Source organism: Dyadobacter linearis (assembly GCF_907165045.1).
In the GTDB taxonomy this organism is placed as follows: domain Bacteria; phylum Bacteroidota; class Bacteroidia; order Cytophagales; family Spirosomataceae; genus Dyadobacter; species Dyadobacter linearis.
In genome coordinates, this window is the sequence record NZ_CAJRAU010000006.1 from 316,020 (window position 1) to 340,817 (window position 24,798).

Genomic DNA, 24,798 nt, shown 5'->3' on the forward strand with positions numbered 1-24,798 from the left:
GAAAATTGATTTTTTGGGACAATTAAGCTATCTATATTATGCCAGAAATAGAACTTACGGGGCTTCAAAAGAGAGCTTCGAAATACATTGATAAAACGATTACTTACAAAGTCCGGCCGGGCGAGGTAATTGAAGGCTACTTTGCGGGCTTTGATGAAAAAAACAACGAACGCGCAGTGATTCAAATGTCCAATGCAGCGGATACAACCACGTTACCGTTGATGACGGTGGTCAATTATTTTGAGGGGGTTGAAGATGATGAGGAGTGATTACTGTTCGCCCGGACGAGGGTATTTTTTTAAATTTTCAGTCATGCGAACAGTCTTTTGCACGATGCTGGTCTGGCTGTAATCGACTGTAACAGATTTTAAATCCGCCTTTTCGCTCGTTGCAGTCACTTTAACTTGCTTGATAGTTGCGGTTGCCATATTTGATAGAAATGCTTGATTTAAAAATAAAGTATTATCTCCTCGATAACAAAAAAGCGTCAAAGTTTGTCCCTCGCTTAAACTCTATGAAGCCCACTTCATCTTGCTTGACCAGTCCATAAATGCAAAGATCTGGCGGCACGTAGCTTAGCACTTTGGCTATTTCGCGCTGGTACAATCTTGTCCTGGAAATTGTGCTTCCCTCTGCATAAAGCCCGGCTGCCGGATATTTTTTCAAGAAGCTGAGCGCATAGTCAGCTAACGTTCCCAGAATTTTTGGCATATCATCATTCTTAGTCTGAACAGAATCATCGATGATTTGCAGAGTTTCGTCCCAAACGCCAAAGCCAATGTTGAAAAGATCAAGATCCCAATTGCCTTTCGATCTTGTAACTATAATTCGAAGCTCGAATTTACCATTCCTTCCTTGACTGTAAAATTTACGCAAGTCTAAAATATCGACAAACTCTGAGTAGCCTGTATACTCACGCGAATCAACCGGAGTTGTATCATATCTAGCAACAGCCATTTACAGCTTCGGTTATAGTGTGTTATTTGTGAAAAACGGGCATTAAAAGAGCCTCCCATTCGTGTGGTGGTTCCTACCGGACTCGAATGTACTTTGAATATTCTAATAGGAAGATCTTAATTATCAAAGGGTGCGTTTACTTTTCCAACTACCTCCAACCTCCCAATTTCCCGCTCTACAAACCTTCTCTCAAAAGCATTGACCGGGCAGCTTAGTGCTTTTTTGTAGCTGGCTAGTGCGTTGGAAATTTCGTTTCTGTCCACATATATTTTTGCCCAGAAACAATGGATGAGGTGATAGTTCTGAAAAAAGCGGTTTGCATTGAGTTGCTTTAAAATTTCGATAGCGCCGGCTTCATTTCCGCCGAAATACAAGGCAGCTGCCTGACCGAGTTTCGTGAACGGAGAAGAATTGAGTAACACAAGTTTCCCGTAAAGCTTGGCAATACCGGGCCAGTCGGTTTCGTCAAATGTGCGGGCCTGCGTGTGCTTGTAGGCAATCGCCGCTTCCAACTGCCAGGCGCTTGCGAATGCAGATTCCTTTTGAGAAAGTAAGAGGTAATGGTTGGCCACAGCGATCATTTCCTGGTCCCAGCGGCTTCGGTCCTGTGTAGCGAGCGTGGTCAGTTCGTCGGGCTGGTTGGTCCTTGACTCCGCCCGCGCCAGGTTGTACAGGAGTAACGCATACAAAGCTTTCACTTCCCCGTTTCCAGCAATGCCCATTTTCATCATTTCCTGTAACAGGCTCAGCGCATCTTCGCAAAGCCGCTCGTCCGACAATTTGCCGGAATCAGAAAGCTGATATCCTGCGGTAAACATCACATAAAGCACTTTCAACGCCATTCTGACTTTCTGCCCACTGATATTTTCCGGCATTTCTACGGCGGTGAAATCATCACGCGACTGTTCCGCACGCCAGCGATAAATGATCTTTTGAATGGTATCCTCGCCCGAAGCCAGGAGCGCCGCGATTTGTTTTGTCTTTAATCCGCACACATATTTCAATACCACCACCAGCTGCACCTTGGGAGGAAAAGCCGGTTGCAGGCAGCCAAAAAGCACGCGGAGCAAGTCATGATCATCGGTAAACCGAGCATCAACAACCAGATAATCATCCGTTTCCAGTCGGGCCGGTTTCTGTTTTTTCAAATGCTTGTATGCGATGTTCCGGATCGTAGCGTAAAGCCACGCTTCGGGCTGATCGGGTACATTTTCCCGCCATTTATCCGAGGCGATTGCAAAGGCTTCCTGCACGATATCCTCCGAAAGCGAGATCTCTTCAATGCCGGTATGATACATCAAAACCGCCACCATTTTTCCGAAATGATGGCGGTGAAGCTCAGAAATCAAGTCCGAAATATTCTTCGTCACGGCTCTTGCTGCGTATCCATGATCGGCCGCACTTCAATGCTGATCTTGTCCTGGATTATCTGCGGGCATTGTGCGGCGATCGCAGCGGCCTGCTGTAAAGTTTCCGCCTGGATGATCAGGTAGCCGCTGATTCCTTCTTTCGCGTCCATTAACAATCCGTCGGTGTCGACCTGCTTTCCTACGATCCTGGATTCGTTTTCCAGCGGTTCGCCCGCGATGAAGCTGTCGAACTTGATCAGTTCTTCCACCCAGCTATTCATCTCGGCAATATCCTGCTGCATTTCTTCTTCCGACATCCCGGAAAGCCGCACAAGGTCTTCACGGATAAGCAATAAGAATTTTTTCATAGTCAGATTTTCTGGTATAGTCCCTGACCGGCAGTTTTCCGGACAAGTTTTTCGAAATAAAATTATTTCGTGTTGCCAATCTAACCAAATGGGGTCAAAAGTCCCGGCCTGTTTTGCGGCCGGGACTTTCAATTATAGCGAAGTCGCGCCGGCTTCGGCCACTTCATGATCGTCGTCTACGGTACTGCCACTGACACCGATCGCGCCAATTATTTCTCCGCCTGAGTTTTTAATCACAACACCACCGGGGAACGTAATAAGTCCGCCATTCGAATGCTCAATGTTATATAGCGGTGCGCCAGGCTGTACCAGCGGGCTGAGTGCGGCAGTGTCCATAGTAAACCAAACGGCCGTTTTCGCCTTTTTTAACGAAATATCAACCGATCCGAGCCAGGCTCCGTCCATACGTGCGAACGCTACCAGATTTGCTCCGGTATCTACTACGCTGATGTTCATTTTTGTATTGATTTCCGTCGCTTTTGATTTTGCTGCGGCAATAATAGCTTCTGCCTGTTCCAATGTAATGTTCATGATCTCCCCGGTTTAAATTTTTTTTAAAATCAGTTTCCTACCTCAACCTAAAAAGACCGTACCCTACACACTAAACGTAACTGAGAGCATCCTCTGTTTCACTTTGAAATACAGTTCCTTTTCTCAATTTCAAAGGTTATTTTGCATTAAAAAAGCAGGCTAAACTTTTCCAGAATAGAAGCAAATGCGGCAACATCACTATAAAACTACCATCGAATGGACCGGCAATACCAGCCGGGGTACGGCCGACTACCGCGCCTATGAAAGAAGTCACACTGCAAAAATTGAAGGTAAGCCCGGCATCGATCTCTCCTCGGATCCAGCATTCCGGGGCGACCGGACCAGGCATAATCCGGAAGAATTGTTTGTAGCCTCGATCGCTTCCTGCCACATGCTCTGGTACCTGCATTTGTGCACCGAAGCGGGCGTGGTAGTGCTCGAATATCAGGACCGAGCGACTGGAACGATGGAAGAAACTGACAATGGCAGCGGCCGTTTTACGGAAGTTATATTATATCCCGTGGTAAAAGTGTCGGATGAAAGTATGCTTCAAAAAGCGAACGAACTGCACCATAAGGCACACGAATATTGCTTTATCGCCAATTCCTGCAACTTTCCGATCCGGCACGAGCCAGTTTCGACAATTTAAGATTATTCGCTGCGCAAACTTTTCACCGGATTCATCAAAGCCGCCCGAATGCTCTGATAACTGATAGTGAGCATAGCGACAGCGAGCGCCATTCCTCCGGCAGCCGCGAACATCCACCAGGATAGACTGATTTTATACGCAAAATCCTGCAACCAGCTATTCATACTGTACCAAGCAACAGGTACCGCGATCACGATGGCGACCAGGATAAGCTGGATGAAATCCTTTGCGAGCAAACCTACAATACCGGCCACACTGGAACCCAAAACCTTCCGGACCCCGATTTCACGCTTGCGCACCTGCGCTGTGTAGGCGGCCAGACCAAATAATCCTAGGCAGGATATCAGGATCGCAATACCTGCAAACAAATTGAAAAGTGTGCCGCTTTGCTGCTCGGACCTGTAAAGATCATTGAATGCCTGATCCAGAAATGCGTAGTGGAACTCGAAATCTCCATTATATTTTTTCCATGAACGGCCGGCGGCTGCGATTGCATTTTCCGCATTCTGGCCGGTAGTTTTGATGTAAATCTGATAGGAATCGCGGGGCTCGTAGTAAAATACCGCCGGGTCTATCGTTTGCCGCATCGAGGAAGCGTGAAAATCTTTGACCACACCAATAATAGTACCTTCCCTATCCCAGAGCTTAAACCGCTTTCCGATCGGATCTGTCAACCGGGCCGCTTTCACAGCTGTTTCGTTTAGTATAAAATGGGTGCTGTCCGAAACCGAACCTTTAAACCCGGCTCCGTATGCGAGTTGCATTTTAAAAAATGACAGGAAATCCTTTTCGATCGCCATCGGCCTTATCATCATGGTTTCGCCCTTTTCCTTTCCATCCCAGTCGTTGTTGCCCGTTTGGCTACCGATGCTGATAATGAAGGAACTCGCCCTTGTCACACTGGTAATGCCCGGCTGACTGAGCAGATCCGCTTTTACCGCCTCGAAGTGCTTGCCCATTTCCCGCATATTGAATGAAAGCACATGCGCTTTGTCGTAACCCAATGCTTTGGAACGAATGTATTGGAGCTGGCTGCTGATCACAAACGTGCCGATGATCAGGATCACGGAAACTGCAAACTGGGTTATAACGAGCACCTTACGCAATGCAACGTCGCTGATCTGCGCCGAAGCCTTGCCTTTAAAAGCCCTGAGGGGATCGAAAGACGATAATAATACCGCCGGGTAAATGCTTGATACCGCTAATGTGCCCAGAAGCGTCAGCGCGATCACTTTCCAGATCTGGATATTTGTCAGGTCAAAGGTCAGGTCTTTTCCCGAAAGCTGATTGTAAAGGGGTAGTAATGAGTAAATAAACAATACCGCAAATGCGGAGGCAATCCCGAAAATTAGTGCAGTTTCTACAATGAATTGCGTAAAAAGCTGCCTCCGTGCCGCACCGACAATTTTGCGCATACTCACTTCCTTTGCCCGCAACATCGCGCGCGCTGTCGACAGATTGACGTAGTTAATGCAGGCAATGCCCAATATTAGCAGCGCAATCACGACAAACATCCGCACGGTTTCGATGCCTCCATTCGATCCGTCGGATTGATAAAGGTGCCTTTTCACAAGCGGCACCAGCAGGTAGGTAAGGTCGGTATCGTCGGGTTTATTGCGCAAATGGATGTTCCGGAGCTTAACGGCCAGCTTGGCAATTTGTACGTTTGGTTGCAGCAGAAAATAAGTATCGTAGTTGAATTGATGAAAATCATTGTCCCTGTTCCTGCCGTCGGGCCGGTTGCTGTACATATCCTTAAAAAGCTTTCCGATAGGCAAAAACATTTCACCCTGAACCGTGGAGTTTTTGGGAAGATCCCGCACTATTCCGGTCACTGTGAAATTACGCCGATCGTTTGCACCCATTACCTTACCGATCGGATCCTCGTCGCCGAAGTATTTCCTGGCAGTGGTTTCGGTCAGAACGATCGAATTATCGTCTATAAATGGTTTCGCAGGATCTCCTTTTATGAGGTTAAAATCAAAAACTGAAAACAAGCCAGGGTCTGTAAACATCGATTTCTCTTCGTTGAAAACCTTGTCTTTGTACCGGAATAAAATGTAAGACTGATTATAAGACATCCGCACAGCCGCTTTGATCTCAGGCAGTTCGCGCGTCCCCAAAACAGCGATTGGCGCGACGGTACTGGTCCAGATCTGCTTGCTGGAACCGGTACCGACCAGATTTTCTAGCTTATAGATCGATTCCGAATTTTTATGGAAACGGTCAAAACTGAGTTCATCCTGTACCCAAAGCAAGATCAGTATCCCCACTCCCAGCCCTAGTGTAAGCCCGGCTCCATTGATGAGCGTGTAAAACTTGCTTTTCAACAGGTTACGCCAGGCAATTTTGAAATAGTTACTGATCATGGTTGCATTGAGTGAATGAGTTGACAGGAAATCCGTTACCGGACGATGCGTTTGGTCTGGTAGGAAAATAGATATGCCAGCGACATTAGAACCGTCTTTCAGCTTTATAATCAGTACGATAGCCTATATCATAGAATATCGGTTGTCCAGAATCGGACAAATTACGTCCGGCGGTGGACATAGCTGAAACGCTATTTTACAAAACAAAGAATTAATAAATAAAGGAAAATAAAAGTTAGTAATTGAAAATATAATATTACAATTGCAATACTAATTCCGGAATTCAGACTATGTCAGCTGTTGCGATATTTAATTCAAGATACCTTCAAATTGTGTTCATTGCTGTGTTTTGCTTGCTGAATGCAGCTGCCACAGCACAGATCACTTCCCTCCCACTAACCAAGATCACGCTCAACGATTTGAGCGCATTTAACAAAACGAACGGAACCAGCTGGCAAATCGCAGGAAACCTGACCGCCAGCCGCTCCGTTCCGGGCGACCTGAAACCGGAACCCGGAAAGGGAATTTTGATATATAAACCCGAAAAACAGCCGTCTCCCTCGCTGATCTCTCATTTACCGCACGGAGATATCGACCTTGAATTCAATTTTCTTTTGTCAAAAGGAGCTGCTTTTGAAGTGCTTTTGCAAAATACATATCCTGTTAAAATAGCCGATTTGTGGCTTGCAAAAGAAGGCCCGGCTTACAAAGCGCCCGGCCTCTGGCAGCACATTGCGATTCATTTCCGGGCTGCAAAGTTCGACGGATCAGGAAAGAAAATAAGTGATGCAAAATTTGAAAAGATATTGCTGAATGGTCAGCCGGTAGCATTGCGGGAACTTCCATCCACAGCAGCTGCGGAGGCAGGATTTGCGATCAGAGGATTGGACAAATCGTTTGCTATCAAGGAATTACAATATAAAACATATCAGGAAAAAAAGATCAATATGTCCGGAATGACATTTAAAGTATATCCCGGTTTACACAAAAACCCGGACACCCTCGCCAGCCTGACACCCCGGCGCACAGGCACTACCGACACGATTTCGCACCGCGTCGGCGACCGTAAATCCCAACTTGTGATCGACGGAACGATGGACGTTCCCATCGACGGAAATTACCTATTCAAACTCACTGCCGGCGGCGGCGCCTGGTTTTATATTAATGGAAAATTAGTGGTACAAAATCGCGGCTCACGGGATTTTGAAAAGGCATTTTACAACCAGTCCGCATTGAAAAAAGGAAAATTCCCATTCAAGATCGTGTATTCCAATTCGGATGAATGCCTTGTGCTGCATTATGAAGGCCCGCATATTCCCTGGCAGTCGCTCACCACGCCGGCTTCCGTGCGGCTGAGCGAAAGTTTTGATCCGCTGGAATATGATGTACATAGCAAACCTGCGTTACAGCGCGGGTTTATGATGCATCAAAACAAAGTAAATCCCTACGTGGCGGCGGTCGCATTGCCTGCGAAAGCGAGCGGAAAAACTGTCCCCGGCAACAATTACGCTTGTGATCTGCACAAATACACACTTCTCTCCGCCTGGCACGGCAGGTTTATCGAAGTGTCTAATATGTGGACGGAGCGGGGCGAAAAGCAGCTCGAAATCCCGCTGGGTGCGAAAATGGAATTCTCCGGAAAACCGCTCATTGCTTCACTTGCAAACCCGCAAGCAACCTGGCCCGACTCGGTTTTCTCCGCCGACGGATCTTATGCGGCGAGAGGGTATCAGCTCAATAAAGAGGGTATTCCAGCCTATTTCTATGAACTGAATGGGAACAAGGTGCAGGATTTGATCACGAATCTGGCTGCAAATGACGGGCTGGCGAGGCAGCTGACGATCCGCAATGCACGCAGTAAATTATATGTGCTTCTGGCAGAAGGAAGGAAAATCGAGAAGTTGGGAAGCGGCAACTATGCGGTCGACGACAAGAATTACTACCTCGAAAAGTTGCTTTGTGGCAAATTTAAGCCGGTTATTAGAAAAGATAAGGATATGGAACAGCTCATCATCGAGCTACCGAAATCAGATCAGTCAATTCAAATCAGTTATCAGATCGTATGGTAGTGAAGAAGAATGTGATAATTGCGCTCGTCGCTTTGCTTTTTGCGACAAAATCAGTCGGCCAGGACGCTGCTAACCAGGCTGAAAGCCCGTTTTACAGAATCTCCAATATCCCTATTCCCGATAGTGTGAAGCTGGAAGTGGGCGGACTGGCCTTCAATGAAAAAGACCAGCTGGGCATTGCCACGCGCCGGGGCGAAATATGGGTGATCGACGATCCTTACCTGAAAAAAAGCAAAAAACCGAAGTATTCGTTATTTGCGAGCGGACTGCACGAGCCGCTTTGGCTGGCCTATAAAAACGGTGCCTATTATACGACACAAAGATCGGAGCTGACCAAAATTTCGGATACTGACAAAGACGGGCTGGCGGACTTGTACAAAACGGTCTATTCCTGGCCGATCTCTGGCAATTACCACGAATATTCGTACGGACCTTTGATATTGCCAGACGGAGATATGCTGGTTACATTGAATCTTTCGTGGGTTGGTCGCGGGGAAAGCCTGACCAAGTGGCGTGGATGGATGCTGAAAATTAAGGAAAATGGCGAAATGACGCCATTTGCGACCGGAATGCGCTCGCCGGCGGCATTTGGACTGGATTCAAAAGGGGAAATTTTTCTGGCTGAGAACCAGGGCGACTGGATTGGTTCGGGCAGGATCACGCATTTGAAACAGGGCGACTTTGCGGGTCACCCGGCGGGGTTGAAATGGTCTGCCGAAGCGGGTTCGCCTGTTGAATTGAAAAGGTCTTCATTTAAGGATTCGATCGGTATTCTCTACGATTATGCGAAGGGAAAGCCGAATTTCAAAGTGCCCGCGATCTGGTTTCCTCACACGGTTATGGGCATTTCCACTTCGGCGATTTTGTCGATCAATTCCGATGCATTCGGACCCTTTAAAGGTCAGTTACTGGTTGGAGATCAGGGACATAGCAAGATCATGCGCGCATTTTTGGAAGAAGTAAAAGGAGTGTACCAGGGGGCTTGCTTTCCCTTTCGCGAAGGGTTTTCGTCGGGGATACTGCGCATGGCGTGGGGAAGCGACCAGTCACTTTTTGTAGGTATGACCAGTCGCGGCTGGGCTTCCACGGGCAAAGAACCCTACGGCTTGCAGCGACTCACCTGGACTGGCAAAATGCCGATGGAAATCGCAGCCATGCGGATCACGACCACCGGCTTCGAACTTGAATTTACAAAGCCTGTCAAAAAAGAACTTGCAGCGCAGGCGAGTCAATATCAAATGACGGGATTTACATACAGTTACCACAAAAAGTACGGCAGTCCGGTGATCAACCAGGCGGGTTGCAAGGTGACAAAAGCCGAAGTTTCAGCCGATGGATTAAAGGTAAATCTGACCGTCGCCGGACTGCGGGAAGGTTATATTCATGAACTGAAAATAAACGGAGTTACCTCTGCCGAAGGCGACGCGATACTGCATCCGCAAGCATATTACACCATCAATGCATTCCCCGAAGGTACCGAGCATCACCATCACCAAATGGCCGGATCCGACACAGAAAAAGGAGCGGCCGGGTGCGGAAATGATGCCTCCAAGTCAGTGAGCGAGCAGCCAGCCAGCTGGACGAGCGGACCGGATATTACGATCTCCATGGCTACCAAGCCGGGCCTGAAATTCGACAAAGAATTAATTGAAGTGAAAGCGGGTAGCAAAGTGAAGCTGACCTTCAATAACAACGATGATATGCTTCATAATCTGGTGGTTACACAGCCTGGCAATGGCGAAGATGTAGGTCAGAAAGCAATGGATATGGGACTTACCGGGACCAACGCAGGCTACATTCCCGACTCGCCGGAAGTGCTTTTTCACACCTGTCTGATCCAGCCGGAGGCTTCGCAAAGCATTTATTTCGTGGCGCCGAAACCAGGAGACTATCCTTTTATTTGCAGTTTTCCTGGACACTCATTTGTGATGAAAGGAATCCTGAAAGTGCGTTAAAATAGAGCCTGATTTTGTGCTGCCGGATCTATTCAAATAACCAGTCGATATTCCTGACTCCGCTACCATCGCCCATTGCGGCAGCGTGCGGTTTCATCTCGGTATTGCCGTCTATAAAACCAAGCACTGTAAAGATCCCTTTTCCGGGAACCAGCGTGTTATTTCCGGCTGGAAAAGTGTAGGAATGCACGTTAATATTTGGAAGCCCTTTTGCCGTAAGCGCCGCAGTAATTTTCGCTTCCGCCTGACCGAAATCGTTACCAGTTGCGTCCGTTTCCAGATTTGGCACAGCGAGAAAGGGTTTTTCCTTAGATTGAAAATAACCCACCAGCACTTTCACAGGTGTTTTGCTGGAAAAAGAAATCGAAGTCTGCTTATCCGCCAATTCGCCTGCATTCAAGCGTATTCCTTTCAGCCCTGAAAGCTCTTCAGCCAGGCCGGTAATTGCCGATTCTCGATCTGAGAAAAGTGGCTCTCCTTTCGCCAAAGTGAACATTTCTGTATTTTTGTCTTGCAGCCTCACAGCTACGGGTTTCAATTTCGCAACGAGTTCTTCCGCACTTTTCCCGCTTTCCAGCAAGGTGAGATTCTTCTTAAATTGTTCTAATTCTTCCTCATAAAACGGCAGCAGCTCGACCCACGTTTTGTTTTTTCCATCATTTCCACCCACAGGAACGCGGCGCTGGGCAGTTTGCATGCTATTTGCGTACAAATAAGTATCCTTTGTCAATTTGGCCAGCTCTTTAAAATGCGTTACACTTTTTTCCAGATGCGGCACTGCGTTTTTCAGATCAGTAATGTTTTTTGAGTGGGTATATTTCAAAACGAGCTCCGCCGCCTGCACCTTTTCCGAGAAGAAATCCGCCAGTGCCCGGTGGCAATACATATCGTTTCTGATCCGCTGAAATTCCTCTTTCTCTTTCTTTACAAAAGGCTGAGCGCGGTCGATTGCCTCTACTGAAAGCTTTCCGTGCTGCACTACTTCCCTGATAATCTGCTCTGGCGTCTCGCCAACGTGCTTTTCACCTTTCAAATTTTTCTCAACATATTCAGTCAAAGTTTCGCCTTCCGGCCCGTCAGAATTATACAGCTCTGGCCACACGCGGTGTTTTTTCGGGTTCACCAGCTGGCTCATCGTCATACCCAGCGTAAGCGTCTGCCGGTTTCCATTTGTAATCCCAAACCGGCGCAGCAACTTGGGCGTAATTTCTCCGGCCTGCTCGTAAGCTTCCAGTATATCGCCTCCGTGATTTTGGGTATCAAATGTCTTATCCAGCTCCTCTGACCAGTATTTCACTTCCTCACTGCGGTCCCTCCGGCAATTCCAGGCATAACGCGCCCATGCTTTGTACCACACCCAATCACGATCGATCTGTAACTGGCGCGGGCTTACATTGTCGGCTGAATAGGGCCAGTCCCAATACGAAGCTTCCGGATAAATATGCAGTCCGTTTGCTCCGTGCACGTCGTGCATTGCCTGCACACTTTTTTGGATAAAGTCCGCCGATCCGTAGCGGAAAGGTTCCAGATTGGCCAGAATGTGCACATTTTCAATATGAATAGAACCCAGCTCGCTCATTTCCTGGTGCATTTTTGCCCACGGCCCGCGCGGCTGGTAGGTCGTCAGCGCCTCGCCGTTATACTTGTTCATCGTGTACAAACTTTTGTAGATCGGCAGTGAAGCTTTCATCACCATTTGCGGATTCGTGTCGTGGCCCCGCAGCACGATCGGCGGCTGAATGTCCGTTTTCAATGCCGCCAGCCCATCTTTTACACCCGGAATAATGGTTTTGGTAAACCACTCCACATCCGTATCGTCGCCTTCCATCGCTTCACCCAACGTGATCAGCAAACCTACATTCGGGTATTTCTCTACAAATGCAGCGATCGACTTCCGGGTATAATCAGAGATCAGCGGCGTGATCGGACGTTTTCTGTCCTGCGTTTTGATATTGTGTTTTTCGGCAAATGGTTTTGAAACGATGATATTATAAAACATCTGGATAACCCAGATACCCCGCTTGTCCGCCTCTTTCGTCAGGAAGCTAAATATTTCTTCATTTTTCTTAAAAGTCTCCTCGTCCACTTCCAGCGCGTAAGGGTAATCTTTGAGTTTTACCAAAGACGCAAAAGGATGTCCGTTCCACAAGTACAAGGAATTCATGCGGTTGTCTACCAACATATCCAGATAATTGATCCACAATGCTTTATCGTACAGCCAGGGGAAATTTTCGGGTGTATAAGGATATTCGTAAACTGTCCGTCCGGGCAGATATTCCGGTTTTTGAATTCCGATACACGCGCCCCGCATGACCATTTCAGGCTGGTCTTTCACAGTAAGCTGCGCAGGCAGTTTGCCGGACTGGGCAATGCGCTCCGCCAGGTCCAGACAACCGTACAATGCCCCCGACGCATCGGCGCCCGCGATCACGGTCTGGTTTGCATTTGTATTTAAAATATACCCTTCCTTACCCGGCTTATCAGCGCCTTTTTTTGCAAGAATTTTCTGAATATTTGCTTCATCCAACAACCCGACTATCAGCTGTTTTCCAGCACCTTTTTTCAACGATTTACCTGAATTTACCACATATCCAGCTGCATTTAATGCCGTAGTCAGGCGGGTTACTCCGAAATCAATGCGGTCGTTTTTTGCGCCTGTCAAAACGATCTCGATCGCCTCTTTCACCGGTTCGTTTTCATTGGCAAAAACAGTGTTTCCCAAACCCACATTCAGCAGCAAAATATTCAGGAATAGATAGTTGCGCATTAGGTTAATCAGTTGCATGTTAAGAACTATTCAGTTTCAATTTTGAAAACATAAGCAATATCAGAAGGCACGCGCGTTTTGGCCGGCACTGTCAGTTTCAGCCCCGCTCCGCTGAGCTGGCTTTCGCATTTCACCAGATTTTTGAGACCTAATAAATTGACAGCCTTTACTTTACCCAGTAGTGACTTTGCATTTAATTCCTTTAAACTAACTGCCACGCCCGCTTCCGGCCATTGCAGGAAAATCGCGTAAATCGTTTTGCCTTTTTGTGTGTAAAAAACCTGTTGTTTTGCCGCGGTAGTTTCCCCAAAAACCGAAAACGGCCGCGTTTCGTACAGCGACTCGCCAAAAGACCACATCCAGCGCCCAACTTTGTAAACTACCTCTTTCTGTTCCTCAGGAAAAGTCCCGTCGGCGCGCGGCGACAGGTTCAAAAGCATTTGGCCATTCTTGCTCACCACCTCCACAAGCGTATGGATAATTTCCTTTGCCGGCCTGATTTCCATACCGTCGGTGTAGCCCCACGAATAGGATAGCCCGGTCCCGATCGAGTAATCGCAGAGCCACGGTTTTTCGATGATTTTATCGGGATTCGAATTTTCGTGATCCTCCATTCCGACGCCCGCCGGCAGGTCTTCGCCCTTGTAAGTCACGATCACATCCTGCTTCCGCTTGTCGGCTTCGTTGAAATAATGTGCGAGGTATTTCTGTATATTTTGCGTCGGGACCTGTTCGAGCCAAGCGTCGTGGTAAATCACATCGGGGTGGTATTTGTCGATCAGCTCGTTGCATTTGTCCATCCACATTTGCTCCCATTCCTCCTTTTTCATCGTCGATCCGTATAGTTTGGCATATTTCGGATCGCTACCAGCCCAGCCGGGCTTCATTTTCACATTGGTATAATTGAGTTCGTGGTGCAGGGATGTGAAAAATTTCATCCCGCGTTTCCGTATTGACTTTTCCAGCTCACCTACTACATCGCGCTTTGGCCCCATATCCTTTGCGTTGAATGGGGTAAGGTCGCTGTCCCACATTGCAAATCCGTCGTGGTGCTCTGCTACCGGCCCTGCGAAACGCGCGCCACCTTTCACGAAAAGATCAGCCCACTCTTCCGAATCGAACTTTTCACCTTTGAACATCGGGATAAAATCGTGGTAGTCAAACTTTTCCAGCGGCCCGTAAAGCGCCAGGTGCCGCTTATAAGTTCCCAGCTTCGAGTGGTCGGGACTGTCGTTGTGCATGTGCTGAATGTAATGTTCATTATTATAAGCAGGCACGGCATAAACACCCCAGTGACAGTAAATCCCGAATTTCGCATCGCGCATCCATTCAGGTACCTCCTTATGTTTTTCCAAAGACTGCCAATTAGCCTGATAAGCTTCCTGGGCAAAAGCATTCTCCCCAATCAGTAATGCAACAAGGAGTGTGATTCTTGACAAATAATGCATTGGCTTTCAATAGTTTGTTAAAAAAAACAGGCAGCACGCACGCCACCTGACGAATAGATAGTACCGGAACCACGATGCTGAACACCGCCGACTCTTTAAAGTCTTACTAATTGTCAGCATAAGCCTATTACCTTCGATCTATACTTCGTTTTTAATGACTTTATTTTCTATTTTTTTCGATTGATTTTTATTTTTAATCAATTTTACAAAAACACTACTTACGTAAGAAAGCAAGTGTGAGTTGTTGAGTAAATATCTGCGCTCCCTGATTTTGGTAGTGAGCGAACGAAACTTTAAAAACTATGAAACACAACGCCATATCAATGCGTCCGTTTATTGGGGCGAAGGATTTTGAGGTATCGAGGCGGTTTTATCGGGATCTTGGATTTGAGGAAGTTGTATTGGAGCACAACTTTTCCGTGTTCAAGCTCGATCAGCTGGCCTTTTATTTGCAGGATTATTATATCAAAGATTGGATAGATAACAGCATGATCTTCCTCGAAGTGGACGATGTGGAGCGTTATTATGCTGATCTGCAGGCGCTCAGAAGTCCTCTTGCAGTGGAATAAGACAGGTCGAATATTTTCAACATTAAATCCTTATTGCGGATTTTATGGTCCCCCAAATTCAACACGCTATCAATGTCTTTGACCTTAAAAACTGATGATATGGTTGCCTCTAATTTGGCTGCTTCACTTGTAGGCTTCTGAGAGATTGCAAAGATTTCGACCCGGCTGGTTACCATCAGTAATCTATGCTCACCAGTCTCAATTTGAGCTCTGAATTTGTCAAACTTAAAGCGAAAGGAGGCGACGGAATCTTTTGTAGTTGGATTCTCTATATATAGCTTGTCAAGGCTACTGTCGATGATTTTTATATCAATGTTTTCTATCACGACGATTCAAGAAACAGAGTATTCAACAAATTTAACCGGATTTTCAGTCCTTAAATAAGGAACGTCCAAATGGTCTAAACAGCTCTCACAATCAACAAAATCAGCGATTGGCGCCTTATCTTCATACTCAATTACATTGTTCTCCAAGCTGTCATTCATAACTGCCATGATAACTTCTTCCAATACAACCTCCAAATGTGCAATAGTCTTGATAGTGAAATTATGAGTACCCGATAGCCATTTGCTTACTTCCGACTCACTTTTCCCTAACATTGCTGCAAACTGCCTCTGGGTTATCTTTTTCCGAGTCAGGATTTCAACGATCCTGTCTGAAATATCAAAACTCTTGTCAACAAATCTGCTGATTGACTTATTAGCTTCTATTGAATCTAGTCTACCCATAGCTAAGTTATATCTACAAAAAGTTCACCTGACAAATCCATCTTATCGAAAGAATATACAATGTCCCGGTCCTTGATTTTTTCCACAAATGCGATATCTACTGCATTCATCAGTTCCATAGCTGCGTTCGTTTCTGCTCCATCCTGCGTTTTCTGGCCTTTTTTCTCTCCGCCTCCATCCAAGATAATCAGATTCTCATGGCAGCGAATGCAGTAAATTCTCAATTTTGAAAATCTAATCGGCCCGGCGTTTGCCCTTTTCTCGTGTCTTAAATAATGTTCCTTGGCTCCCCTATTTTCAAGGTTTCTGAGCCAACTTTTTATCATCATTATATCTTCTTCAAAGCCCAGACGAAGGTACTTATCCAAAAATCTATCCGTCTGATTTTCAACACAATCATCATATCTGACAGTGTAGATTGACAGTTTTTTATTTTTAGAGTATTTCTCAATATGAATACGCTTCACTTATAAGTTAAGTTCAAATGTAGAAAAATCGGCATGACTAATATCACGAAACTCCCATAACTGACAATTTTGTAGTGAACTCGTTTACTATTAGGCTGTATTAAACAGATTAGCGGTCAAAAACCGGATATATTTAAATAAAAACTATGAAACACAACGCCATATCAATGCGTCCGTTTATTGGGGCGAAGGATTTTGAGGTATCGAGGCGGTTTTACAGGGACCTTGGATTTGAGGAAGTTGTATTGGAGCACAACTTTTCGGTGTTTAAGCTCGATCAGCTGGCCTTTTATTTGCAGGATTATTATATCAAAGATTGGATAGATAACAGCATGATCTTCCTCGAAGTGGACGATGTGGAGCGTTATTATGCTGATTTGCTGGCGCTGGATCTGCCTGGAAAATATGAAGGTGTGAGATTGACGCCGATTAAGACCGATTATTGGGGCAGAGAATGCTTCCTGCACGATCCTTCCGGCATATTATGGCATTTCGGTGAGTTTTTCAGAAAGGATTAATTAGGGGATATCAAAAAAACCTGGCGGGTTCCGGAGATCCCGCCAGGTTTACTATCTCATCCTATTCCGCGTCTTCTTCTGCGACACTGGCGATGACTTCCGCCTGGTAAGTATCCGCATATTTGATCTCGTCGAGCCAGTAAGACGAGCTGACGATATCGTAGGTAACTGACTTTTCATCCCGGGAAATCGTTTCCAGTTTCCAGAGAATATCCTTCGCTTCTTCAAATTTGCCCCCTTCAAGCTGGTCGGTAAATAGACGGTGAATCAGGCTGCGATCGGACATTCCCGCTGCAAGTATTCTCACGATCGCCGCTTCCGGTTGCTCGCCTAATTCAGCTATTTCACCGGTGATACTGAGCTGAAAATGAACCGCTTCTCCGCGTGGAAACTTTCCATTATATGCTTCGTACAGTAACTGCGTGGCACGGAACAGATCGGGATGCAGGGACAGTTCGGGATATTCTTCCCATAACTTTTCAGTCAATATCTCGTGTGAAAGATTCTCGATCTGACCTTCCGTCAACCGGCCGTCGATCACGTAATCGAGGACAATTTTTGCTGCTTCTTCGGGCTCGAAATCTGTGAGCGACATCATGCACATTTCTTTCAGCTCCCCGTCTTTGATCTCCTGAGGATTATCGTAGTCCATGGTGATCAGCAGGTTAACGTAGTCAACTCCCGACCAGGAATCGGGCAACTCCCGGACTTGTTCAAATGACAAAACCTTTGCTTCAATTTGGCTCATGCTCTTGGTTGTAATGCGCAGTGAATCCTGCGCGTAGCTTTGATAATCATTTACAGCAAAAGCATGCCAACCGGATTTACGACATTCTGCATTCAACCAAAAAAATCGCAAATTGTGATTGATATCCATAAGTCGTTTTCATGAAAAGATATAGCTTGCTCCTGCTATTGATCTGCTGCATTTCAAATGCCGCATTTTCCCAAACTGAAAGATCTCCCACGTTTCCCGATGGAACCCGGATACCAGCCTGGTTTTCTGACAGTTCAAAAATCAACCTGCAAGATTTGGGCAAACAGTTTGTCATTACCAGACACGGCGCGTCAGCGGACAGCAGCGTTTTGCAAACTGCCGCTATTCAAAAAATCATCGATCTGGCGCACAGTGAAGGCGGCGGCGTGATCGTGATCCCGAAAGGTACATTTCTGAGCGGCGCTTTGTTTTTCAAACCAAAAACACATTTGTACCTGTCGGAAGGCGCGGTATTGAAGGGATCCGACCAGATCGGGGACTACCCGAAAATGCCTTCACGAATGGAGGGACAAACGCTGGATTATTTTCCAGCATTGGTAAATGCGTATGGTGTAAATGGCTTTACGATCTCGGGAAAAGGGATTATCGACGGCAATGGGCTTAACTACTGGAAGGCATTCTGGCAACGGAGGAAGGAAGATCCCAACTGCACGAACCTGGAAGTATCGCGCACGCGGCTGGTTTTTATCTGGAAAAGCAACGATGTGCAGATGCAGGACGTGACGCTCCAAAATTCAGGTTTCTGGACGAGCCACTATTATCAATGCAATAATATCAAGATCCTAAATGTACGGATCACAGCCCCGCACGAGCCGATCAAAGCGCCGAGTACCGACGCGATCGACCTGGATGTGTGCAATAATGTGCTGATCAAAGGCTGCTATCTGGCTGTAAATGATGATGCGATCGCATTGAAAGGCGGAAAAGGACCTTATGCAGATACCCAAGCCGGCAACGGCGCGAACACCAATGTGATCATCGAGGACTGTACTTTCGGATTCTGCCACGCGGCGCTTACGTGCGGCAGCGAGGCGATCCATAATAAGAATATTGTCATGCGGAACTGTCACATTACCAACGCAATGCGTGTGCTGTGGCTCAAAATGCGGCCCGACACGCCACAGAAATATGAGTTTGTGAGCGTTGAAAATATCGACGGCTACGCACATAGCCTGATCTACGTAAAACCCTGGAAGCAGTTTTTTGATTTAAAAGGAAGAAAAGACGTCCCGCTATCCTATTGCGACAATATCAGCCTTAAAAACATTAACCTGAAATGCGAAGTTTTCTTCGACGTAAGCCCTGGCGATTACGATAAACTGTCAAACTTCAACTTCGAAAATCTAAACATAACCGCCAAAAACGCCGACTACGACAAAAAAACTGTCAAGAATTTCAAAATGAAAAATGTAATAGTCAACAAAACCCAACTAAACTAACCCACTCCTCCATCCTCCGCCCCCCTTTCCTCCCTTCCTCCCTTCCTCCTTCCTCCCTCTACCCTTTCCTCCCCCTACTCCCCATAAGTCAACTCCGCCAGCTGGTCGATTAGCTCATCACTCTGATCCAGATAGTCGGCTTCATCGAGCAGACCAAGTTGGTATGAACGGTAAAGTACGTCCAGATCGGCTTTGATCTCACGGCGACGTTTGGGCCGGGGCGGCTTGATTTTGGGTGGGAATTTCGTCTCTACCCATTCGGCGATAAGGCTGACGATGAACACGAACGTTCCGACTACAATAAAAAGAAGAAGTTCAAATAGCAGCACGATAAAAGCCTGTTTCCGATCCTAATATCCCTGACAGGGTATAAGTTATAAACTTAACAAAAACGGACGGAGAGGCAATATGTCATTCAAATAGTTTTTTGAACCAGACTAAAAAGGAAAGTCTTTGACAAGAAAAAGGCCGCCTCATTTAGATTTGAGACGGCCTCTGCATTCAATACACAATCAATTGATCGATACTATTTATTCGATTTCGATTAACCGGGGACCTTTTTGCTTCGCCTCTTCTTTTTTCGGGATAGTCAGGCGGAGCAGCCCGTTTTCATAGCCGGCCAAAATACCGTCGTGATCAACCACATCTTTTGGCAATAAGAAACTTCTTTGGAAAGACTGGTAGCTGAACTCCCTGCGATTATATCCATTATGCTCCGTTTCTTCCTCGCTTTCTTTTTGGGAAGAAATGGTCAGCAAATTGTTATCCAACTGAATTTTGAAGTCTTTTTTGTTCATACCAGGCGCCGCAACTTCGACTTCAAAGTTTTCAGCGGATTCCTTGATATTCACCATCGGTATCGTGGTCTGCGTTGATGAATAGTTGGAGTTACCCCAGTTAAAAAGTTCGCGGCCAACGAAATCGTCGAATAGAGCTGGGATCGTGTTGAATGAATTCCGGTTCTTTTTGATGAGTGACATGACTTTATCCTTTTTAGGTTAAACAATAAAACTATCATATCGATGCTTTCGCATACAGAAGCTAATAATCAAAGTGTATTCCAGCAGCAATATGTTGTGTCAAATTTTCACTTAACACTGAAATTTTGACAATTGACCCCCGAATATCGAAATTCAAATTCTGTCAAATTTTCAGTTTTGAAGTCGATTATCCTCAACCGCGCTGACGGAAAGAAGCGGGAGACACACCTGCATATTTGCGGAATTGCCTGCAAAGGTGGCTCTCATCGGTGTACCCAAATTCGTCTGCGATTTCGGTCAGTGACCGTTTACTGTAAAGCAGCCGCGATTCGATGATCCTTACTTTACTCCTTATAATATATTGTTTGAGCGACTCGCCGGTATGTCGCTTGAAAAACAGGCTGATATAGGCAGGAGCATAATTGAACTGCCTGGCCAGATGCGCGATAGTGAGGCATTCGGGCTCGAAAATATGTTGCCGAACGTACATCAGAATCGCCTCCACGGAGTATTTTTTTGCCTCGCTTGCCGGGGAATGACTGAAAAGATTGCGCGCGAGTACGAGCAGCATACTTCGCAAAATGTTGTCGCGGACCATATCGAAGTAAGCGGACTTTTCATTCGCGCATTCCGCTTCCAGCACGGCGAGCAAATGCAGTAACTTTTGTTTTTCGTTCTTGTCGGTCACGATGGAATTGGAGCTTTGCGAAGACGTACTGAGCAAAGTTTTGATGATTGGCTGCCACGCCGCTTCCGGCTGCTGCTTCTCAACGGTTTCATGAAATCGAACAAAGCAGAATTCAGTGATTTCACTGATTTCGAAATGGTGAAAATCCTCCGGCCCCAGCAGGAAAACGTCACCGCTCACATATTCGTAGGCGTGGCCGTTGATATGATGCAGCCCGCTTCCATTCAGAATGAAAATGATCTCGAAATAGGTGTGCTTATGCACAGAATGCTGCCACATATCCGCTTCGAAGTGGTAGATACTGAATGGTTCATGGAGCGTATATCTTTTCATGTGCATAGAGGTTAATGTAAATCTACCGGCAAATAATGGATTTGTACAAAAGCGCCGTCTTTCTCATTTCTATTTTTGTAAAAAAACAGATTAACGGACTTACAACCTGAATCGAATATGAGATTAGCAATTTTACTCCTGGCTGCATTCACGACTATTTGCACCCTTTCTTCTGTGCAAGACAAAGAAGAATGGGAAGTTCTTCTGGATAAAGATCTCAGTCAATGGGAAAATTACCTGAGCTATAAACACAAAGATAACTATAATGGAAAAATACCGGTAGACGCAGCCGGTAAAGCAATAGCGCCGGTGGGATACAACAAAGATAAAGGGCAGGTTTTTTCAGTTATAAACGAATCGGGCGGACCGGTTTTGCGGGTCAGCGGGGAGATTTACGGGTGCCTGATCAGCAAACAGTCGTACAAAAACTACCACCTCAAATTGCAGGTTAAGTGGGGCAAGCAGAAATACGAGCCGAGGTTGCAAAAGCTGCGCGACTCAGGCATTTTATACCATTCAAACGGGGAAGCGGGCGCCGAATACTGGCGTACATGGATGCTTTCGCAGGAGTTTCAAATTATGGAAGGACACATGGGAGACTTCTGGTGCCAGGCAAGCTCTGTGATCGATATCCGGTCATTTCCTTCCGAAGGTGTGATGAACCGCGTCGCAGATGAAGGTCAGCCTTATGGTACATTCAAATCAGGAAGTGACTATTTCTGCATGCGTTCGGGCAATTTTGAAAAGCCTGATAATGATTGGAATACGCTGGAACTGATCTGCTTTGAGGGACAAAGTCTGCATATTGTGAACGGCCACGTGGTGATGGTCTTGAAAAATTCACGCTACATTAAAACCGGCGGCGAAGAGGTTCCGATGATCAGCGGCAAGATCCAGCTGCAAAGCGAAGCCGCGGAAGTTTTCTTCCGCGACGTTCGCATTAAACAACTTGCCACATTACCGGCGGCGTATCAGAAGTATTTTCTGTAAAATGCTTTGATACTTACATATTCGCCTGTTTCCGTCAATTCTTGGTAGCCATTGCATCCATCAGCACATACCGACCCTTGTGCTTATCGGTTTCGAGCCGGCTATCCACATCCAGGTACATATATTTTGCACCACCCTCAGGCGTCACAGGCGACCATTCGGGAAGACCTTTTCCATTGGGATTTGATGTTTTTATAAAATTGGCGAAGTACTCCTGCATGGTCGCAGATACCTTATGGTCTTCCGGTGTCCAGGCGTACACTTTATTGTATGAGAGGTTGCCCATTGCGTACTCGATTTCAGCCGAATGCACCGCACCTTTGGGCAGTGGCGCTTTTGGGGCAGCATCTGTACTTTTGGAAACACCGCCGGCCAGGTTCGCTGTTACATTTCCAGCTTCGGCATTCATAGCAGGGCGCGGACGGCCGTACAGATAGCGGTAAACTGGTTTTCCTCCGCCTGTTTTGCTCTGGATATCAATCCATTTCCACGTACCGAAACCGATAAAACGGTCGCCGGCCAGGTCAGTTGCCACTTGCTCCACCTCTGCGTCCGAGGTAGCTGCATATTCCTTCAAAACTTTATCAGCCTGCTCCCCGTAAAGTTTCTGAACAGCTTTTGTGTAGTTTTCCAGCGTCGGCGCTTCTTTGCCCAGGATCATCCGGTAGTTCATTTCCTCGGTATTCCATCCTGCCAGCAACGGCACCTGCGATTGTTTTCCTTCCTGAAATGTCTTCAAAGGCGGCTCCGGAAAAAAGTAACCGTCTACCGCAGATGAAAACCTTGGTACGCCCGGACCAGCTGTCGCTTTCAGCAATTCTTCGGCGGGTATCGCGCGCATTTCTGCCAGTGTTTTCTTGCCAACCTGCTCATTGAATTTGGCACCCGCCTGCTCCGCCTGCGCCAAAGGCACGGGAGGAAGTGTACCCAATACAGAGCCACTTTCGCCTATTGCCGCTGCAAACAGATCTTTGGAAAGCGGCGATGCCATCAAGGCACTTACCGAAAGTGAGCCGGCTGATTCCCCTGCAATAGTTACTTTGTTAGGATCACCTCCGAATGCGGCGATGTTTTGCTTTACCCACGCCAGCGCAGCCGCCTGATCCAGATAGCCGTAGTTTCCTGATGCTTTGTGCGGTGATTCCTTTGTAAGATCTGCTGACGCATAAAAGCCGAATGCACCCAGCCGATAGTTTACAGTGAGACTGACAATGCCCTTTTTGGCCATACTTTCGCCATCGTACCTTCCTTCGGAACCATCTCCGGCAATGAAACCGCCGCCATAGAAATAGACCAGAACAGGAAGTTTTTCATTCGCTGACTCAGCAGGTGTCCATACATTCAGGTACAAACAATCTTCACTCATTCCGTCCGAGCGAAAGCCCATATCCCCGAACACTGCGTTTTGCATTGCCCGCGGCCCAAATTTGACCGTTTTACGAACGCCCGTCCAGTTTTTGGCGGGTTGTGGCTCGCGCCAGCGCAATTCACCAACTGGTGGAGCCGCAAAAGGAATACCCTTAAAAGCCCGCACACCTGACGTTTCCAGCACACCTTCCACGGTTCCGTTAGCAGTTTTAGCCTGCGGAGGCGACGTCGCACTTTTGGATTGGGCCGAAGCAGCGTGCATGATCTGCACCGCCAGCACCATGGTAATAAAGATAGTTTTCATCTAAAAATAGAGTTAAATCCGATTCTGGAAAGCAATGTAGTAAATAGAAATATATTGTCTTAGGATAAGACATTAATAAGAAGATTACCTCCTAAATTTTCTTTTGTGACAAAACGCGAATGCCAGCTTACTGAGCCGCACGGGCAAAACATTTGAGCCGTAGAAGCAACTCGCGGCCATGCTGATGTATGACCTTTGTATCATGAAAAACATCAAAAAAATCCACCTGGGCCAAAACGGCCCGCTTGTGTCCAAACTAGGTTTGGGCTGTATGCGTATGTCTTCCATCTGGGGCGGGCCCACGCCTGACGAGACAGAAAGTATCGCGACGATCCATGAAGCGCTCGACAGCGGAATTAATTTTTTGAACACCGGAGACTTTTACGGTGCCGGGCACAATGAAATGCTAATTGGAAAAGCGATTAAAGGAAGACGGGATGATGCTTTTATCAGTGTAAAGTTTGGTGCTATCTTTCACAATGGTCAATGGCTGGGGCTGGACCTGCGCCCGATCGCGATCAAAAATTTCATTAACTACTCGCTGACTCGCCTGGGGACTGAAACAATTGATCTTTATCAGCCCAGTCGAATGGATGAAAGTGTGCCTGTGGAAGATATCATCGGAACGGTCGCCGACCTGATCAAAGAAGGTAAAGTTCGTTATATTGGCGTGTCGGAAATTTCGGCAGACCAGCTTAGCAAAGCCAACAGCACTTACCCGATCAGTGCGCTGGAAATCGGCTATTCACTGGCCGACCGGCAGATTGAAAGTGAACTGTTGCCAACTGCCAGGGAACTGGGTATTGGTGTAGTTGCATTTGCCAATACCGCCGAAGGTTTACTGACCGGCGAACTAAATGCGCCGCTTCCGGAAAACGATTATCGCGATCATTTCTCTCGTTTTCAAGGTGAAAACTTACGCCATAACCTGCAAAAAGTAGAAGTATTAAAGCAGCTCGCCCGCGACAAAAGTTGTACTCCGACACAGCTTGCGATTGCCTGGGTGAAGGAACAGGGCGAGCACATTATGCCTTTGGTGAGCATGAGCCGCAGGTCGCGGTTGCCGGAAAATACAGCGGCAATGGATATTGTATTTACACCGGAAGAAATGAATACCTTAAATACTACTTTTGCCGCAGGCGCCATCCTTGGCGGCACTTACTTACAACGTTAA

General features: G+C 46.7%; 24 protein-coding genes. 9 read left to right on the top strand and 15 right to left on the bottom strand.

Annotation, left to right across the window (positions count from 1 at the left end):
- Positions 1 to 38 precede the first annotated feature (38 nt).
- Positions 39 to 269, top strand: a complete 231-nt coding sequence (locus KOD92_RS20495) for a hypothetical protein (protein ID WP_215235460.1) — start codon at positions 39 to 41, stop codon at positions 267 to 269.
- Here KOD92_RS20495 and KOD92_RS20500 read toward each other — a convergent pair whose 3' ends face one another.
- The 5 genes from KOD92_RS20500 to KOD92_RS20520 all read right to left on the bottom strand — a co-directional run bounded on the left by KOD92_RS20500 (position 270) and on the right by KOD92_RS20520 (position 3,205).
- Positions 270 to 428, bottom strand: coding sequence for a hypothetical protein (locus tag KOD92_RS20500; RefSeq protein WP_215235461.1), 159 nt, complete (start codon positions 426 to 428; stop codon positions 270 to 272). It lies immediately after the preceding gene.
- A gap of 34 nt (positions 429 to 462) precedes the next feature.
- Positions 463 to 957, bottom strand: coding sequence for a DUF6934 family protein (locus KOD92_RS20505; RefSeq protein ID WP_215235462.1), 495 nt, complete (start codon positions 955 to 957; stop codon positions 463 to 465).
- Positions 958 to 1,073: 116 nt separating this feature from the next.
- Positions 1,074 to 2,327 carry an RNA polymerase sigma factor gene (locus KOD92_RS20510; protein ID WP_215235463.1) on the bottom strand — a complete coding sequence of 418 codons (1,254 nt, stop codon included), beginning with the start codon at positions 2,325 to 2,327 and terminating at the stop codon, positions 1,074 to 1,076.
- A complete protein-coding gene (locus tag KOD92_RS20515) occupies positions 2,324 to 2,674 on the bottom strand; it encodes a YciI family protein (protein ID WP_215235464.1) in 351 nt (116 codons plus the stop codon). The genes KOD92_RS20510 and KOD92_RS20515 overlap by 4 nt, the downstream gene beginning before the upstream one ends.
- A 132-nt stretch (positions 2,675 to 2,806) precedes the next feature.
- Positions 2,807 to 3,205, bottom strand: a complete 399-nt coding sequence (locus tag KOD92_RS20520) for a GlcG/HbpS family heme-binding protein (RefSeq protein ID WP_215235465.1) — start codon at positions 3,203 to 3,205, stop codon at positions 2,807 to 2,809.
- A 184-nt stretch (positions 3,206 to 3,389) separates the two neighbouring features.
- Between KOD92_RS20520 and KOD92_RS20525 the strand changes: the two genes are divergently transcribed.
- Entirely contained in the window at positions 3,390 to 3,854 is a 465-nt protein-coding gene (locus KOD92_RS20525; protein WP_215235466.1) for an OsmC family protein, read from the top strand.
- Between the two features lie 2 nt (positions 3,855 to 3,856).
- Here the strand turns inward: KOD92_RS20525 and KOD92_RS20530 are convergent, their stop codons facing one another.
- Entirely contained in the window at positions 3,857 to 6,223 is a 2,367-nt protein-coding gene (locus KOD92_RS20530; RefSeq protein WP_215235467.1) for an ABC transporter permease, read from the bottom strand.
- 290 nt (positions 6,224 to 6,513) lie between these two features.
- Here KOD92_RS20530 and KOD92_RS20535 point away from each other — a divergent pair, with 290 nt between their 5' ends.
- Positions 6,514 to 8,292 carry a PA14 domain-containing protein gene (locus KOD92_RS20535; protein ID WP_215235468.1) on the top strand — a complete coding sequence of 593 codons (1,779 nt, stop codon included), beginning with the start codon at positions 6,514 to 6,516 and terminating at the stop codon, positions 8,290 to 8,292.
- Positions 8,286 to 10,247: a plastocyanin/azurin family copper-binding protein gene (locus KOD92_RS20540; protein ID WP_229254773.1), complete on the top strand. Its 1,962-nt coding sequence runs from the start codon at positions 8,286 to 8,288 to the stop codon at positions 10,245 to 10,247. Before KOD92_RS20535 ends, KOD92_RS20540 begins: the two co-directional genes overlap by 7 nt.
- 28 nt (positions 10,248 to 10,275) lie before the next feature.
- Here the strand turns inward: KOD92_RS20540 and KOD92_RS20545 are convergent, their stop codons facing one another.
- Together KOD92_RS20545 and KOD92_RS20550 are read right to left on the bottom strand one after the other, a co-directional pair.
- Positions 10,276 to 13,032, bottom strand: a complete 2,757-nt coding sequence (locus KOD92_RS20545; RefSeq protein WP_215235469.1) for an alpha-d-galacturonidase — start codon at positions 13,030 to 13,032, stop codon at positions 10,276 to 10,278.
- 8 nt (positions 13,033 to 13,040) lie between these two features.
- Positions 13,041 to 14,462 carry an alpha-L-fucosidase gene (locus KOD92_RS20550; protein ID WP_215235470.1) on the bottom strand — a complete coding sequence of 474 codons (1,422 nt, stop codon included), beginning with the start codon at positions 14,460 to 14,462 and terminating at the stop codon, positions 13,041 to 13,043.
- A 302-nt stretch (positions 14,463 to 14,764) separates the two neighbouring features.
- On the opposite strand from KOD92_RS20550, the gene KOD92_RS20555 reads away from it, so the two are divergent.
- A complete protein-coding gene (locus tag KOD92_RS20555) occupies positions 14,765 to 15,031 on the top strand; it encodes a VOC family protein (protein WP_215235471.1) in 267 nt (88 codons plus the stop codon).
- Positions 15,032 to 15,363: 332 nt separating this feature from the next.
- On the opposite strand, the gene KOD92_RS20560 is transcribed toward KOD92_RS20555, so the two are convergent.
- Both KOD92_RS20560 and KOD92_RS20565 read right to left on the bottom strand, forming a co-directional pair.
- Entirely contained in the window at positions 15,364 to 15,759 is a 396-nt protein-coding gene (locus KOD92_RS20560) for a helix-turn-helix domain-containing protein (RefSeq protein ID WP_215235472.1), read from the bottom strand.
- 2 nt (positions 15,760 to 15,761) lie between these two features.
- Complete coding sequence (locus tag KOD92_RS20565; protein WP_215235473.1) at positions 15,762 to 16,226, bottom strand: hypothetical protein; 465 nt, start codon at positions 16,224 to 16,226, stop codon at positions 15,762 to 15,764.
- Between the two features lie 146 nt (positions 16,227 to 16,372).
- Between KOD92_RS20565 and KOD92_RS20570 the strand changes: the two genes are divergently transcribed.
- Complete coding sequence (locus tag KOD92_RS20570; RefSeq protein ID WP_215235474.1) at positions 16,373 to 16,744, top strand: VOC family protein; 372 nt, start codon at positions 16,373 to 16,375, stop codon at positions 16,742 to 16,744.
- Between the two features lie 61 nt (positions 16,745 to 16,805).
- Here KOD92_RS20570 and KOD92_RS20575 read toward each other — a convergent pair whose 3' ends face one another.
- On the bottom strand, positions 16,806 to 17,492 hold the full coding sequence (locus KOD92_RS20575; RefSeq protein ID WP_215235475.1) for a hypothetical protein: 687 nt from the start codon (positions 17,490 to 17,492) through the stop codon (positions 16,806 to 16,808).
- Between the two features lie 140 nt (positions 17,493 to 17,632).
- On the opposite strand from KOD92_RS20575, the gene KOD92_RS20580 reads away from it, so the two are divergent.
- Positions 17,633 to 18,961 carry a rhamnogalacturonidase gene (locus KOD92_RS20580; RefSeq protein WP_215235476.1) on the top strand — a complete coding sequence of 443 codons (1,329 nt, stop codon included), beginning with the start codon at positions 17,633 to 17,635 and terminating at the stop codon, positions 18,959 to 18,961.
- A gap of 74 nt (positions 18,962 to 19,035) precedes the next feature.
- On the opposite strand, the gene KOD92_RS20585 is transcribed toward KOD92_RS20580, so the two are convergent.
- The 3 genes from KOD92_RS20585 to KOD92_RS20595 form a co-directional block, all read right to left on the bottom strand.
- A complete protein-coding gene (locus tag KOD92_RS20585) occupies positions 19,036 to 19,290 on the bottom strand; it encodes a hypothetical protein (RefSeq protein ID WP_215235477.1) in 255 nt (84 codons plus the stop codon).
- 201 nt (positions 19,291 to 19,491) lie between these two features.
- Positions 19,492 to 19,941, bottom strand: a complete 450-nt coding sequence (locus tag KOD92_RS20590; protein ID WP_215235478.1) for an Hsp20/alpha crystallin family protein — start codon at positions 19,939 to 19,941, stop codon at positions 19,492 to 19,494.
- Between the two features lie 193 nt (positions 19,942 to 20,134).
- On the bottom strand, positions 20,135 to 20,962 hold the full coding sequence (locus KOD92_RS20595; protein ID WP_215235479.1) for a helix-turn-helix domain-containing protein: 828 nt from the start codon (positions 20,960 to 20,962) through the stop codon (positions 20,135 to 20,137).
- 117 nt (positions 20,963 to 21,079) lie between these two features.
- Between KOD92_RS20595 and KOD92_RS20600 the strand changes: the two genes are divergently transcribed.
- Positions 21,080 to 21,952, top strand: a complete 873-nt coding sequence (locus tag KOD92_RS20600; protein WP_215235480.1) for a 3-keto-disaccharide hydrolase — start codon at positions 21,080 to 21,082, stop codon at positions 21,950 to 21,952.
- 34 nt (positions 21,953 to 21,986) lie between these two features.
- Here the strand turns inward: KOD92_RS20600 and KOD92_RS20605 are convergent, their stop codons facing one another.
- Positions 21,987 to 23,624, bottom strand: coding sequence for a carboxylesterase/lipase family protein (locus tag KOD92_RS20605; protein ID WP_215235481.1), 1,638 nt, complete (start codon positions 23,622 to 23,624; stop codon positions 21,987 to 21,989).
- 202 nt (positions 23,625 to 23,826) lie between these two features.
- Here KOD92_RS20605 and KOD92_RS20610 point away from each other — a divergent pair, with 202 nt between their 5' ends.
- On the top strand, positions 23,827 to 24,798 hold the full coding sequence (locus tag KOD92_RS20610) for an aldo/keto reductase (RefSeq protein WP_215235482.1): 972 nt from the start codon (positions 23,827 to 23,829) through the stop codon (positions 24,796 to 24,798).

Bases quoted from the DNA above. Each gene is read 5' to 3' on its own strand.
- KOD92_RS20535 (WP_215235468.1), top strand. From the start codon at position 6,514: ATGTCAGCTGTTGCGATATTTAATTCAAGATACCTTCAAATTGTGTTC.
- KOD92_RS20500 (WP_215235461.1), bottom strand. From the start codon at position 428: ATGGCAACCGCAACTATCAAGCAAGTTAAAGTGACTGCAACGAGCGAA.
- KOD92_RS20515 (WP_215235464.1), bottom strand. From the start codon at position 2,674: ATGAAAAAATTCTTATTGCTTATCCGTGAAGACCTTGTGCGGCTTTCC.
- KOD92_RS20525 (WP_215235466.1), top strand. From the start codon at position 3,390: ATGCGGCAACATCACTATAAAACTACCATCGAATGGACCGGCAATACC.
- KOD92_RS20570 (WP_215235474.1), top strand. From the start codon at position 16,373: ATGAAACACAACGCCATATCAATGCGTCCGTTTATTGGGGCGAAGGAT.
- KOD92_RS20560 (WP_215235472.1), bottom strand. From the start codon at position 15,759: ATGGGTAGACTAGATTCAATAGAAGCTAATAAGTCAATCAGCAGATTT.
- KOD92_RS20610 (WP_215235482.1), top strand. From the start codon at position 23,827: ATGAAAAACATCAAAAAAATCCACCTGGGCCAAAACGGCCCGCTTGTG.
- KOD92_RS20495 (WP_215235460.1), top strand. From the start codon at position 39: ATGCCAGAAATAGAACTTACGGGGCTTCAAAAGAGAGCTTCGAAATAC.
- KOD92_RS20550 (WP_215235470.1), bottom strand. From the start codon at position 14,462: ATGCATTATTTGTCAAGAATCACACTCCTTGTTGCATTACTGATTGGG.
- KOD92_RS20600 (WP_215235480.1), top strand. From the start codon at position 21,080: ATGAGATTAGCAATTTTACTCCTGGCTGCATTCACGACTATTTGCACC.
- KOD92_RS20605 (WP_215235481.1), bottom strand. From the start codon at position 23,624: ATGAAAACTATCTTTATTACCATGGTGCTGGCGGTGCAGATCATGCAC.
- KOD92_RS20575 (WP_215235475.1), bottom strand. From the start codon at position 17,492: ATGAGCCAAATTGAAGCAAAGGTTTTGTCATTTGAACAAGTCCGGGAG.
- KOD92_RS20520 (WP_215235465.1), bottom strand. From the start codon at position 3,205: ATGAACATTACATTGGAACAGGCAGAAGCTATTATTGCCGCAGCAAAA.
- KOD92_RS20590 (WP_215235478.1), bottom strand. From the start codon at position 19,941: ATGTCACTCATCAAAAAGAACCGGAATTCATTCAACACGATCCCAGCT.
- KOD92_RS20530 (WP_215235467.1), bottom strand. From the start codon at position 6,223: ATGATCAGTAACTATTTCAAAATTGCCTGGCGTAACCTGTTGAAAAGC.
- KOD92_RS20555 (WP_215235471.1), top strand. From the start codon at position 14,765: ATGAAACACAACGCCATATCAATGCGTCCGTTTATTGGGGCGAAGGAT.
- KOD92_RS20545 (WP_215235469.1), bottom strand. From the start codon at position 13,032: ATGCAACTGATTAACCTAATGCGCAACTATCTATTCCTGAATATTTTG.
- KOD92_RS20505 (WP_215235462.1), bottom strand. From the start codon at position 957: ATGGCTGTTGCTAGATATGATACAACTCCGGTTGATTCGCGTGAGTAT.
- KOD92_RS20540 (WP_229254773.1), top strand. From the start codon at position 8,286: ATGGTAGTGAAGAAGAATGTGATAATTGCGCTCGTCGCTTTGCTTTTT.
- KOD92_RS20595 (WP_215235479.1), bottom strand. From the start codon at position 20,962: ATGAAAAGATATACGCTCCATGAACCATTCAGTATCTACCACTTCGAA.
- KOD92_RS20580 (WP_215235476.1), top strand. From the start codon at position 17,633: ATGAAAAGATATAGCTTGCTCCTGCTATTGATCTGCTGCATTTCAAAT.